11 protein-coding genes are annotated in these 12,465 nt (G+C 65.9%); 4 read left to right on the top strand and 7 right to left on the bottom strand.

Annotation, left to right across the window (positions count from 1 at the left end):
* Window positions 1–78 precede the first annotated feature (78 nt).
* Genes JDO7802_RS15105 through JDO7802_RS15095 form a run of 3 tightly spaced genes read left to right on the top strand, consistent with a single transcriptional unit; the run spans window position 79 to window position 2,200 of the window.
* The gene (locus JDO7802_RS15105) at window positions 79–792 is read left to right on the top strand and encodes an HpcH/HpaI aldolase family protein (RefSeq protein ID WP_055086769.1); all 714 of its coding nucleotides are present in this window, start codon (window positions 79–81) and stop codon (window positions 790–792) included.
* Complete coding sequence (locus JDO7802_RS15100) at window positions 789–1,739, top strand: hypothetical protein (protein ID WP_055086768.1); 951 nt, start codon at window positions 789–791, stop codon at window positions 1,737–1,739. The genes JDO7802_RS15105 and JDO7802_RS15100 overlap by 4 nt, the downstream gene beginning before the upstream one ends.
* The gene (locus JDO7802_RS15095; protein ID WP_055086767.1) at window positions 1,736–2,200 is read left to right on the top strand and encodes a YaiI/YqxD family protein; all 465 of its coding nucleotides are present in this window, start codon (window positions 1,736–1,738) and stop codon (window positions 2,198–2,200) included. The genes JDO7802_RS15100 and JDO7802_RS15095 overlap by 4 nt, the downstream gene beginning before the upstream one ends.
* 6 nt (window positions 2,201–2,206) lie before the next feature.
* Here JDO7802_RS15095 and trpE read toward each other — a convergent pair whose 3' ends face one another.
* The 4 genes from trpE to ssb all read right to left on the bottom strand — a co-directional run bounded on the left by trpE (window position 2,207) and on the right by ssb (window position 7,472).
* Window positions 2,207–3,709, bottom strand: a complete 1,503-nt coding sequence (trpE, locus tag JDO7802_RS15090) for an anthranilate synthase component I (protein WP_055086766.1) — start codon at window positions 3,707–3,709, stop codon at window positions 2,207–2,209.
* Window positions 3,706–5,595 (bottom strand): peptidylprolyl isomerase, encoded by a 1,890-nt coding sequence (locus tag JDO7802_RS15085; RefSeq protein ID WP_055086765.1) that lies wholly within the window; start codon window positions 5,593–5,595, stop codon window positions 3,706–3,708. Before JDO7802_RS15085 ends, trpE begins: the two co-directional genes overlap by 4 nt.
* 40 nt (window positions 5,596–5,635) lie before the next feature.
* Window positions 5,636–6,832, bottom strand: a complete 1,197-nt coding sequence (locus tag JDO7802_RS15080; RefSeq protein WP_055086764.1) for an aminotransferase — start codon at window positions 6,830–6,832, stop codon at window positions 5,636–5,638.
* 133 nt (window positions 6,833–6,965) lie between these two features.
* A complete protein-coding gene (ssb, locus tag JDO7802_RS15075) occupies window positions 6,966–7,472 on the bottom strand; it encodes a single-stranded DNA-binding protein (RefSeq protein WP_055086763.1) in 507 nt (168 codons plus the stop codon).
* A gap of 236 nt (window positions 7,473–7,708) precedes the next feature.
* Here ssb and JDO7802_RS15070 point away from each other — a divergent pair, with 236 nt between their 5' ends.
* On the top strand, window positions 7,709–8,263 hold the full coding sequence (locus JDO7802_RS15070) for a lytic transglycosylase domain-containing protein (RefSeq protein ID WP_245624204.1): 555 nt from the start codon (window positions 7,709–7,711) through the stop codon (window positions 8,261–8,263).
* A gap of 195 nt (window positions 8,264–8,458) precedes the next feature.
* Here JDO7802_RS15070 and JDO7802_RS15065 read toward each other — a convergent pair whose 3' ends face one another.
* The 3 genes from JDO7802_RS15065 to JDO7802_RS15055 form a co-directional block, all read right to left on the bottom strand.
* Entirely contained in the window at window positions 8,459–9,133 is a 675-nt protein-coding gene (locus tag JDO7802_RS15065) for a response regulator transcription factor (RefSeq protein WP_055086761.1), read from the bottom strand.
* Between the two features lie 39 nt (window positions 9,134–9,172).
* Window positions 9,173–10,891: a hypothetical protein gene (locus tag JDO7802_RS15060; RefSeq protein ID WP_055086760.1), complete on the bottom strand. Its 1,719-nt coding sequence runs from the start codon at window positions 10,889–10,891 to the stop codon at window positions 9,173–9,175.
* A gap of 123 nt (window positions 10,892–11,014) precedes the next feature.
* Window positions 11,015–12,445, bottom strand: a complete 1,431-nt coding sequence (locus JDO7802_RS15055) for a cache domain-containing protein (RefSeq protein WP_055086759.1) — start codon at window positions 12,443–12,445, stop codon at window positions 11,015–11,017.
* Between the last annotated feature and the right edge of the window lie 20 nt (window positions 12,446–12,465).

The raw sequence follows: 12,465 nt of genomic DNA, 5'->3' as shown, positions 1-12,465 counted from the left end.
CGTGTGCGAAATTCCACACAAACTTCGAGAGCAGGGGCGGCTTGCCTGTGCCGTCCCCGCCGTGGCACCTGCGATGCCATGAACACGTTGAAATCGAAGCTGGCCGCTGGCGCGATCACGCGGGGCATCTGGCAGAACCTGCCGGGGCCGGAACTGGCCGAACTTGCCGCCGCGGCCGGGTTCGACTGGATCTGCATCGACGGGGAACACGGGGCGTGGGACGTGGCTGATATCCGCGCTCGCCTGATCGCGGCCCCGGACGCGGTGGTCCGCGTGCCCACGAACGACGACTGGCTGCTCAAGCAGGCGCTTGATCTGGGGACGAAGACTGTTCTGGTGCCGATGGTCGACACCGTGGATCAGGCAACGCAAGCGGTGGCCGCCTGCCGTTATCCGCCACAGGGCGTGCGCGGGATGGGGGCCTTCGTCGCGCGCGCGGCGATGTATTCGCTGGACCCAGAATACATCACCCGCGCGAATGCCGATGTGTCGGTCTGGGTGCAGGCGGAAAGCCGGACGGCGTTGGAAAACCTGGAAGACATCTGTGCCGTTCCGGGCGTCGATTGTGTCTTCCTTGGTCCCGCCGATCTGGCCGCCGACATGGGAACGGACGCCGCCGATCCGGTGGTTCACGCGGCGCTGGAGGATGCCATTGCGCGCATCGCCGCGACCGGCACGCCGCCGGGCATCTTCGCCGCCGACCCGGACCGCTGGATCGCGGCGGGCGCGCGGGTGGTCTGCATGGGGTCGGACGCGATGGTTCTGGCGCAGGGGCTTCGGGCGCTGACATGATGCTGTCGGCCCGGGGCATCGTCGCCGAGTGGGAGGCCGCGACGGGCCATCTTCCCCGGTTGGAGATCGCGGGCGCGGCGATCCTGTGGGCCGCGCCCTGGCGCGACGATCCGGCGGTGCAGGCGGACAAGGACATTCCGTTGGTCGACCGTCGGCTGGCCGGGACCTTCGTCTGCGCGCCCTTCGGTCCCGACGATCTGGACGACGGCCCGTCCCACGGATTGTCGGCGAACGCGCCCTGGCATGTTACCCGCGCCAGTCCCTGCGCCCTGTCGGCGACACGCAGGATCGCGCGGGGGCGTATCACTGCGCGCATCGCGCTGCGCGACGATCATCCCATCCTTTATCAGACGCATATCCTCGACCTCGACCAGCCGTGCACCTTCGCCCATCACCCCATCGTTCAGACGCGGGCCGGGGCGGAGCTCTTTTCGAACGCTACGACGATGCTGACTTTTGATGCCGAGGCGCCGTTCCTGCCGCAAGCCACCCGAAGCGATCCGATCCACGATATCCCCGTCGGTCCGCACGAAGATTTCGCAACGCTGGTCGGAGCCCACGATCTTGGTTGGACGGCCATCGCGCGACGGGCCGAGGGCGATACGATCGTCACGCTGCGGCAGACGTGTCAACTTCCCGTCACAAACCTCTGGTTTTCCAGCGAAAGCCGATCCGGAATATGGCAAGCGGCGGCAGGCCTGATCGGGGTGGAGGATGCGATCTGCGCGGGGGACGAAGGTTTCGCCGCCGCCCTGTCCGACAACCGCATCGCGGCCGAAGGCGTCGCGACGGCCCTGTCGGTCGGGCGACATGTCATCCCCCATGCGATCTTGCGGGTCCCAGGTCGGGTGCCGATCACGGACGTCAGCCTTGCCCCCGGCGCGCTGCACCTGCACACGCGAACCGGACCGCTGACGATCCCCTTTGACGAGACGCATTTCACATGACCGCAATCAACCTGATCCTGATCGACGCTGACGCCTGTCCGGTAAAATCTGAAATCATCGAGATGGCTTTGCGCCGCAACATCCAGGCGATCTTCGTGGCCGCCACCTATCTGCGCCTGACCGATCATCCGCTGATCAAGATGTTCGCCGCCGGGGACAAGTTCGATGCCGCCGACGACGCCATCGCCGAAGTCGCCCGGCCCGGTTCGGTCACGATCACCGCCGACATCCTGTTGGCCGAACGCATCGTAAAGGCGGGCGGCGCGGCGCTGGACCCGCGGGGACGCGAATACACCGAAACCTCCATCGGCGAGACGGTGGCAAGTCGGAACCTGATGCACGAATTGCGCCCCGGTCTGGACGGGATGACCGGCGGGCAGGGCAGCGGTCAGGCCCCGTTCGGCCCGAAAGATCGCGCCGCGTTCAAGAACGCGCTGGATCGTATCCTGTCGCGAAAATAACCTGGATCAGCGGTTGCCCTGCGCGGTGAACCGCCCCGCCTCCTGCGCGGCCATCTTGAGGGCGCGGGATTTGTTGACCGTTTCCTGCCATTCGGCTTCGGCATCGCTGTCCCAGACGACGCCGCCCCCGGCCTGCACGTAAAGCTTGCCATCCTTCACCACGCCGGTGCGCAACGCGATGCACATGTCCATGTCGCCCCCCGCGCTGAAGTACCCGACGCCGCCGCCATAGACGCCGCGTTTTTCGGGCTCCAACTCGTCGATGATCTGCATCGCGCGGACCTTGGGTGCGCCCGATACGGTGCCCGCGGGCAATCCCGACAGCAGGGCAGACAGCGCATCGTGATCGGCCGACAATTCGCCCACGACGTTGGACACGATGTGCATCACATGGCTGTAGCGTTCGATGATGAACTTCTCGGTCGGGCGCACTGTGCCGACCTTCGACACCTTCGCGGTATCGTTGCGCCCCAGATCCAGCAGCATCAGATGTTCTGCCAATTCCTTGCCGTCGGCCAGCAGATCCCGCTCCAGCGCCAGATCTTCCTCGGGCGTCTTGCCGCGCGGGCGGGTGCCGGCGATGGGGCGGATCGTGACCTCATCCCCGAACACCCGGACCAGGATTTCGGGACTGGCCCCGACGATCTGGAAACTCCCAAGGTCGAAGTGGAACATGAAGGGCGACGGGTTCGTGCGCCGCAGCGCGCGGTAGAGAGAGAAGGGCGGCAGCGGAAATTCGTATGTCCAGCGCTGCGACGGAACGACCTGGAAGATGTCGCCCGCTGCGATGTAGTCGCGCGCCACTTCGACGGCCGCCATGTAATCGTCCTTGGAGAAATTCGAGACCGGCTCTGGCAGGTCGAACGGCTCCGCCATGTCGTGGGGCGTGGGCACGGCCCGGCTGAGCGCGGACAGCGCGTCCTGCAGACGTTCGGCGGCCTGGGCATAGGCTGCGCGGGCGGTCGTTGCCCCGGCGCGCCAACTGGGCGCGACCAGGATCACCTCGCCCTTCACACCGTCCAGCACCGCCACGACCGATGGGCGCATCAACACCGCGTCGGGCAGGTTCAGCGTATCTGGGTTCACGTCGGGCAGATGTTCGACAAGCCGGATCATGTCGTAGCCAAGGTATCCGAACAGGCCCGCGCTTGCCGCCGGCAGGCCGTCGGGCAGGGCGATGCGGCTTTCGTCCAGCAGGGCGCGGATCGCGGCCAGCGGTTCCCCAGCGTCGTCCCACGCCTGCGAATCGTAGCGCGCGGCACGGTTCACCCGGCTGGTTGTGCCATGACACTCCCAGATCAAATCGGGCTTCATGCCGACGATGGAATAGCGGCCCCTGACTTCGCCGCCGGTGACCGATTCCAGCACGAAGGAATGGGGCTGCGCCTCCGCCAGCTTGAGCATCAGCGAGACGGGCGTATCCAGATCGGCGGGCAGACGGGACCAGAGGACCTGATTTTCGCCCCGGTCGAACGCCGCTTCGAACGCGGGAAAGGCCGGCGCAATCATCCGCCGTAAGTCCCGCCAAGCTGCGCCTGAATGGCCTGGACACTTTGCTGGTCGACGGTAAAGCCGGCACTGTCCTGGATGGCCTGGCCGTAGCCTTCGAAGACATCCGACGCGATGGTCTGACCGGCCTGCTGTTCGACGGCCGCGCGGATATCCTCGGCCTCGCCGGCGGTCAGGTCGGGCACGTTGACGGCATCGATCGACACGATATAGGCACGCTGATCGTCGCCCTCGATCGCGATCCGGACCCCGTCCTCGGCCGCGAAAATCTCGGACACCAGGGTCCGGGGCGTGCCTTCCAGCGTCGCGTCGCGGGCCAGACCGATGATCTCCTCGGATGGGGCGGCGGGAACGTCGGTGTCACTGGCCGCCAAGGCTGCGGCGCGTTCGGTCAGCTGGCGGGACTGCGTCTGCGCACGCCATGCGGCCTCGACCTCCCCGCGCAGCTGCGACAGCGGCGGCACGGTCGGGGGGACGATTTCGTCCAGGCGCAGCGCGAAAAGCCCGCCGTCCGAAAGGGTTTCCAACTCGGGAAAGTCCCCGCTTTGGGCCGCGCGCGCCACGGCACGAAATTCGTCATAGGCGGCGATGTCGGCCCCCTGATCGTCGCCGCCGGCATCCCAGCGCACGGTGCCCAACGTCAGCATCGTATCCGCCGCCAGTTCTTCCAGCGTCGCGCCGCCGGCCAGCATGTCGTCCATCATTTCCCGGTCGGCGTCGATGCTGCGCCGGGCGGTGTCCAGCCCGACCTCGGCCACAAGGCTGTCGCGAACCTCCTCGAAGGTAATTTCGGTAGGGTTGAGAATGGCATTCACGCGGAAAAGCGCGGGGCCAAGGGACGTCTCGACCGGACCGGCGATGCCCGGCTCCTCCAGCGCAAAAAGGGCGTCGGCGACGTCTGCGTCGACATCGCTCTGCGCAATCTCGCCTTGATCGACGTCATCGAGCGTCAGGCCCCGATCTTCCACCAATGCGTCGAACGTCATCTCGCCGGATTCAATGGCCGCCAACGCGGCTTCGGCGGCGGCGGTGTCGGCAAAGGCCAAACGCTCGGCCAGGACGCGGGCGGGCTGCCGGTACTGATCGATGCGATCCTCATAGACCTCGCGCAGCTGCACCTCGTCCACCTCGATGCCGTCGACGATCCGGTCGGGCGCGACCCAGGCATAGGTGATGGCGCGCAATTCGGGCGTTTCGAAAAGGGCCTGGTTCTCGTCGTAGAACGTCTGGAGATCGTCCTCGGTCGGCGCGATCTGACCGCCGGCCAGATCCGCAACCGTCACCGGGGTCAGCGTCACATCGCGGGTCTCGGCGACGTAGCGGGTCAGCGTATCGACATAGGTGGCCGGAGCTTCTGTCCCGCCCACGACCGCAGCCTGCAGCAATTCGCGCGCGATGTCGTTGCGGATCTGCTCCTCGTAGGCGCGTTCCGACAGGCCGGCGCGGTCCAGCGCGAAGGCATAACCCTCCCGGTCGAAACCACCGGCGATGCCGCCGAACGCGGGGTTTTCGCGGATGCGGCGGGCGACTTCGCCATCGCCGATCGACAGGCCGACGCGGTCTGCCTCCTCCTCCAGCGCGGCGCCGGCCAGCAAACGCTCCATCACGCGACGATCCAGGCCCAGGGCCTGCATTTGCTGGATGGTCAGGCGCTGACCGAACTGCTGACCCACGCGGGCCTGTTCGGCCTGCAGCGCATCGGCGTATTCCTGGACGGTGATATCGCGGTCGCCCACGCTGGCTACCGTGGAGAGAGAACTGCCGAACCCGCCGACGCCGAACCCGCCCAGCGCCAGGATCAGAAGACCCAGAACGACCCATACGGCCATGTTCGATTTCTTCTTGCGGCGTTTCGTTTCGGCCATCCGGCTGCCCCCCGATTTCATCGCGCCGTTGATAGGGCGCGGGCCGGGTGGGGGCAAGCGGTCAGAGGCCGGCGCGCGTGACGGTGTCCAGCCTGTCGAACAGGGTCGCGATGCCGTCCGCGTCCGCGTTGGCGAAGGCGATGCGCAACGTGGCCTCCGCCCGGCCAGTGCCGCCTTGGGTCCGAAGGGGGCCGAACATCGTGCCGGGCAGCACAAGGACGGACGCGCGGTCGACCAGCGCGCGGGCCACGTCGTCCGACGTTCGGTCGAACGGATGCGCGACATAGCCGAAATACGCCCCGCACCCCAGCAAAGTCCAATCGGGACGGACGGCGAAGCCCGCGTGCAGCGCGGCGCGGCGGCGCAGAACCTCCTGCCGTTCGCCGGCCAGCCAGTCGCGCAGGTTCTCCATCCCCCAGAGTGCCGCGCGCTGGCCCAGCCCGGTGGGGCAGATCGCCACCGAGTCCAGCCATTTCTCGACCTGCGCCAAACGCGTGGGCGACGCCACGATGGCACCCACGCGATGCCCGGTCAGGCGGTACGCCTTGGAAAAGGAATAGAGCTGGATCAGCGTATCGTCCCAGTCGGGATCGACGAACAGGTCGTGCGGCGCGCCATTGACGGCGTGAAAATCGCGGTACGTCTCGTCCACGATCAGCGCGATGCCGCGTGTGCGACACAGGTCGCGGAACGCAGCCATCAGGGGCGCGGGGTATTCCACGCCGCCCGGATTGTTCGGGCTGATCAAAACGATCGCGCGGGTGCGCGCGTCGATAAGTGCCGCGGCGGCGTGCGGGTCGGGCAGAAGACTGTCATCCGTATCGAGCGTGCGCGCCTCGATCCCCGTCATGTCGAGCCACATCTTGTGATTGAAGTAATACGGGATCGGCAGGATCACGTTGTCGCCCTCGCCGGCGAGCGTGGCGATGGCGGCCGAAAATGCCTGGTTGCAGCCCGACGTAATGGCGACCTGATCGGCGGTGATACTGCCGCCGTAATCGCGTCGCCAGTCGCCCGCGACCCGTGCGCGCAACTCCGGCAGGCCCAAAACCGCGCCGTACATATGCGCCGCCGGGTCGGTCAAAATGATGTCGGCCATCGCGCGGCGCAAGGCTTCGGGCGGCGGGTCGGCGGGGGCCGCCTGGCTGAGGTTCAGAAGCGGGCGATCCTGCGGAAAGGTCGCGTCTTCGATCCAGCGCCGGGCCTCCATCACCGGGGGCGGGAAGGTGGCGACAAGATTGGGGTTCAGCGATGACATCCGGGCCTCCGGTCACGGGGATGACGTCAGGGGTAGCGGTCCGCGCGGTATGTCGCAATCGCCCGTGCGGCCCGGCCGAAACGAAAACGGCCTCCGCATCGGGAGGCCGCAGTCACGCGTCGGGGCGCGGTGATCAGAACGGAATTTCGTCGTCCAGATCGGATCCGCCGCCATAACCGCCCCCGGCATTTCCGCCGCCGCCCTGATTGCCGCCGCGGTCGTCGTACCCACCACCACCGCCGCCGCCGCCGTAATTGCCGCCGCCCCCGCCCCCGCCGCCGCCTTCACCGCGCCCGTCGAGCATGGTCAATTCGGAGCGGTAGGGCCGCAGCACCACCTCGGTCGAATACTTATCCTGACCGGATTGATCCTGCCATTTGCGGGTTTCCAGCTGCCCCTCGATATACACCTTGGAGCCCTTCTTGAGGTATTGCTCGGCCACGCGGACCAGCGGCTCCGAGAAGATGGCGACGCTGTGCCACTCCGTCTTCTCCTTACGCTCTCCGCTGGCCTTATCGCGCCACGTCTCGGAGGTGGCGATGCGCAGGTTGCACACCTTGCCGCCGTTCGAGAAACTGCGCACTTCGGGGTCGCGCCCCAGGTTGCCGATGATGATGACCTTGTTCACGCTTCCGGCCATGCCGCTCTCCCCGTCTTGTCGAATCTGTTGGCCGCCTTTTGACCACCTCTCCGGTTAAAGGTCCATCGCCCGAACGGGGGCCAGGGGGGCAGGCTTTCTTTCAATGCGCGTTTGATCTAGCGTGCCCGCAGTTCGGATGTTCCCGGAAAAACGGGGCGGCGGGCGGACTTGGGACAGTCAGGGGTTTTCGTGTGATCCGTATTTCAACGCTTGCCGCGCTTTCGGCGGTAGTTTTCGTGGCAACCGCAGCCGAATCGCAAACCCTGTCCAGCCGGTCCCGCGGCGATCTGTTTTCCAATCAGACCGCATTGATGGACCGCCGCCTGTCCGGCCAATACGCCCATTCCAAACGCCTAATTCCCACGTCGCCCACGCCGATCGCCGTTCCGTCGGCCGAGTCGATTCCGCGCTATACCGGCAGCCAGCGATCGGCCTGGATCGACACGGCACGCACCGCGGCACGGCGCAACGGCATTCCCGAAGATCTGTTCTTGCGGCTGGTCCGGCAGGAATCGGGCTGGAACCCAAACGCCCGGTCCCACAAGGGCGCGATGGGTCTGGCGCAGTTGATGCCGGGCACGGCGCGAGCTCTTGGCGTCGACGCCAACAATCCGGCCCAGAACCTGGAAGGCGGCGCACGCTATCTTGCGATTCAGTATCGCAAATTCGGCAGCTGGCGTCTGGCCCTGGCCGCCTACAACGCCGGTCCCGGCGCGGTCGAACGGCACGGCGGCATCCCGCCCTACCGCGAAACGCGCAACTACGTCACTGTGATCATGGGGCGTGGCTAGCGCCCTGTCCGACGACCGCCCGTGCATGACCGGGCGAACGGTGGCCATCCATGCGGCGCTGGTGGTGTCTTCGAATACTTCGTGACCGTCGATCGGGGTCCTATCGCATTCCTCCGGCCGTTGAAGGTCGCTCTGGTGAGTTTTCTTGGATTTCTGAAGCGCGACGGCGTACGCTTGATGCGCAGGACTTGACGATCAGGGCGTCAGCCCGGTTCCCTGCAGCACGCCATGTTCCATAGCATAGCGCGTTAGGCCGGCGGTCGTCGCGATCCCCAGTTTGCGCTTTAGGTTCTTTCGGTGGGTTTCGACCGTCCGGACCGAGATATCCAACTCGCCGGCGACCTGTTTGTTGGACCGACCCTGCGCCAGCAGCAGAAGGATGGTCTGTTCGCGCGACGTCAGCGGCTCCGACCCGTCAGTGGACGGCTCCAGCGCGGTTTCGGCACCCGGACACAGATAACGGTCGCCGCGCAGGACCGTGTCGATCGCACGGCGAATTTCCTCGGTCGGCTGATCCTTCAGGCAATATCCGCTGGCCCCATGACGCAGGGCCGTTGCCACGTACTCAGGCGCATCGTGCATCGACAGGATCAGGATCGCCACCTGCGGATGGCGGTCACGCAGGATTTCGGTCGCGGCCAGCCCGTTCATCTCAGGCATGTTCAGGTCCAGAAGGATGACATCCGGCGTCAACGTCGCCACCTGTTCGATCGCGTCGCGTCCGTTGCGGAACGTGCCTACCACGCTCAGGTCGTCGTAAGTCTCCAGAAGGGCGCGCATCCCATCGACGACCATTGGATGATCGTCGACGATCATCACGCGAATGGTGTCGGCGGCGGCTTGGCCGGTCTGGGTCGGATCGCTCGGCATTTGGCGCGAATAGGCGAGGGCGCGCCTGTCGGCAAGCGGCTAGCCGCCCAGACCGCCCAGCGCCAGAAGCGGCAGCAGGCCCAGCAACCACACCAACCCGTCCATCATTCCGCCGCCGCCATCGTCGTCGGACCCGGCGTCCGCTTCTTCGGGAGGATCGTCTTCTTCCGTCACCGGGATCGTCGGCAAATCGTCCGGCATCGTGTCGTCCAGCGGCGGAACCATGGGGACCGGATCGACCGGCGGGGCGATCGCGGCCGCGAAAGCGTCGGTCGGCACGAAGTCCGCGATCCGCACCTCCAGGATTTCGCCAGGGTCCAGGGCGACGGCAATCAGCCCGTCATCGAAGAAATCCGCCTCCTCCAGCGTCTCGGTCTGGGCCCGGGCGGTGGTGGACCCCGGTGCGTCGCCATCGCGCACGCCAAGGATCTGCCCGGTTACGCGCCCGCCCTCCTCGATCATGTCGTCCAGATCGAAGGTCAGCGTCTCGGTGCTGTCCGATGTCGAGACGACGTAGAGCACCATCTCCCCGTCGCCGTAGAAGCCGTGGATATCCGCTGTGTCCCCTTGAAACTCTGTCACGTCATCCTGGCCGACGGCGAAATCCAGCAGGTGCTTGCCGGGAAGCGCATCTGACATCATCGAAAAGAGCGCGCCCGTCGGGCTGAGTTCGCCATCGAAGGAATCGGGTTGCAGCGCGTTGCGGGTGTTCTGCAACAATGGCCAGACGTTCGCCTGATCGACCCCCGCCGACACCATCGTCTCGAAGGTGTTGAGGACCTCGTGGGCCTTCATCAGGCCGAAGTCCCTGTCGCTGTCGAACCGGGGTTCGGCTGCCGATTGGTTCCATTCGGTGACATAGATGTCGAGATCGGGGTTATCCTCGATCCAGGTCTTCTGGATCGTGTCCAAGCCGAATTCGCGCTGCCCCGGCTGCACCGGATCCTTGGAATAGAGATGGGTAACGACGCCGTCCACGGCGTCCATCTCCGCGTCGTCGAATTCGCGTTGCAACAATTCCTCGTTGACCATCCGCCAGTTCACGTTGCCGCCCCGAAACACGACCTCGTCGCCGAAATCGGTGCCATAGCGGTCGTTCAGGTCCTGCAGGATATCTTCGGTCGACTGCCCCTCATACTGCGACCGCAGGTCGGAGGAGCCGAAATTCGTGCCGGTTTGGACGACGATATCGATGACAGTGTCCGGGCCGGCCTCCGACGCGACGGCGTCCAGTTCTTCATCGATGACGCGGGCCATCTTCGATGACAGCCGTCCGTATTCCACGGCCGTCATTTCGCCGCTGCCCCAGTATTCGTTGCCGATCTCGAAGGCCGTGATCTCGGCGTCGCCGTATTGCCCTTCGGCCACGTCCCGCACGAAGGTCCGCAGCGCATCTTCGTCGAAGGCGGCGAAGCGGTCGCCGTTCGCGTCGCTGTTCTGGGACAGGAAATCGCGTGTCGGAATGACGATCGTCACAGGCTGCCCCGCATCGTGCGCGAAGTCGATGAAGGTCGACAGGGGGACGAAATCGACCACCGACCCATCATCGTTCACGGCTGTCGGACTGTCGGGATCGGTGATGTCGAACAATCGTTCGGTCAGCGATCCGCCGGGGTATCGCAGACCGGTCACGCCAAGGGTGTCGATCGCGCCTTCCACGCCGTTTTCCTGGCCAAGCATATAACGGTCAGCAAGAAAGTTGCCGCCGAACATGCCGGTGCCGATCACGTCGCCTTCGATTTGCGGGAGCGAGAGCATCAGAAATCTCCGAAAGGTGGAGCTTGCTGATACGGGTCGACGCTTTACGATTCAGTTGAGATTATGATGCGGATACGACGGAGTTCCGTCCAAATTCCTGTATATTGAATAAAGGTTTATGCCTTAACCAAGGTCGGGTTGTTGTGGGGTCGGGGCGGGGGCCACCCCATCCGATTTCGTCCCTGGCGTCAGCAGATGGCTCAGCGGGACGGTCGCCTCGATCACCGTGCCGCGGCCCCCCGGGCCGGCCGCGATCGTCAGGGTTCCGTCCAGCTGTTCGATCCGTTCGGCCATGTTGCGCAACCCCATGCCCGACCCGGTCGTGGCGTGCGCCATGCCGCGGCCATCGTCCTCGATCCGCAGGGTGGCGCCCCGCCGGTGGCCGAACACACGCACCGACACGCGCGTCGCACCTGCATGGCGTTCGATGTTGGTCAACGCCTCCTGCGCGATGCGGAACAGGGCCGTCTTCGCATCGATGTCCAGCCGATTGCGAAAGACGACCGTGCGGAATTCGACCGTCAGCCCGGTCCGCCCCTCGAACGCTTCGCACAGGGTGCGCAGCGCGGGGCCGAGGCCCAGGTCGTCCAGGACCCCGGGGCGCAGGTCGTGGCTGATCCGGCGCACTTCGCCAAGCGCGCTCTGCAATCCGGTGATCGCGCCGTCCACCGCGCCGGCCGCCGCGGCATCGCCTTTGGTCGTCAGGCGCCGCGCCAGTTCCAGCTTGTACCGTATCCCGACAAGAAGCTGGCTGATGGAATCGTGCAGTTCCCGCGCGACGCGGCCCCGCTCTTCCTCCTGCGTGTCGAGGACGCGCTGCGTCAGCTGCTTGAGCTTGGCATCGGCCAGCCGCCGTTCGCGCACGGTAATCAGGAACCCGGAGGCGAAAACCAGCAGAAGCGCGGCCAGTGCGATCGCCCCGATCCACCGAAACTGTGCCGCGACACGGGCCCGCACGTCGGCGCGCGCCGCGTCGCCCTGGGCCAGCACATCGTCCAGCCAGACGCCCGTGCCGATGGCCCACTGCCAGTCCTGAAGGCCGATCACATAGGTCAGCACCTGCGCCGGTTCCCCGGTCGACGGCTTGCGCCAGTCATAGCTGTGATACCCCGAGCCCTGACGCGCCACGTCGATCAGCGTGCGGGTGATCGGGGTGCCGCCGGCATCCGACAGGTCCAACCAGTTGCGCCCGATCAGCCAGGTCTGGCGGGGGGCCACCAGGTTGTTGCCGTCGTAGTCATAGACGAAAAAGAACCCGTCGGTGCCATAGACCATCGCCGACAGGATCTGCGTGACCCGCAGCTTGGCCACCGCATCGTCGGGGGCCGCGTTGCCGTAGATGGTGATGAAGGAGGTGCGGGCCAGTTGCAGGTAGTTCTGCAATTCGCGCCGCTTGGCTTCGATCATCGTCTGCTCCAGCGCCGCGATCTCCCGCGTGGCGGCCCGGTCGGACTGCACTGCGATCAGCACGGCAATGGCCCCGACCGCCAGGATCAGGGGCAGGGTGGCTAGCAGAAACAGGGATTGACCGTAGGAGGGGCGGGGCAGACGCATTCCCAAGATAGAGCGCAGCC

This window comes from Jannaschia donghaensis, from assembly GCF_001403795.1.
Classification (GTDB): domain Bacteria; phylum Pseudomonadota; class Alphaproteobacteria; order Rhodobacterales; family Rhodobacteraceae; genus Jannaschia; species Jannaschia donghaensis.
This window is presented reverse-complemented; position numbering and strand designations above follow the sequence as displayed.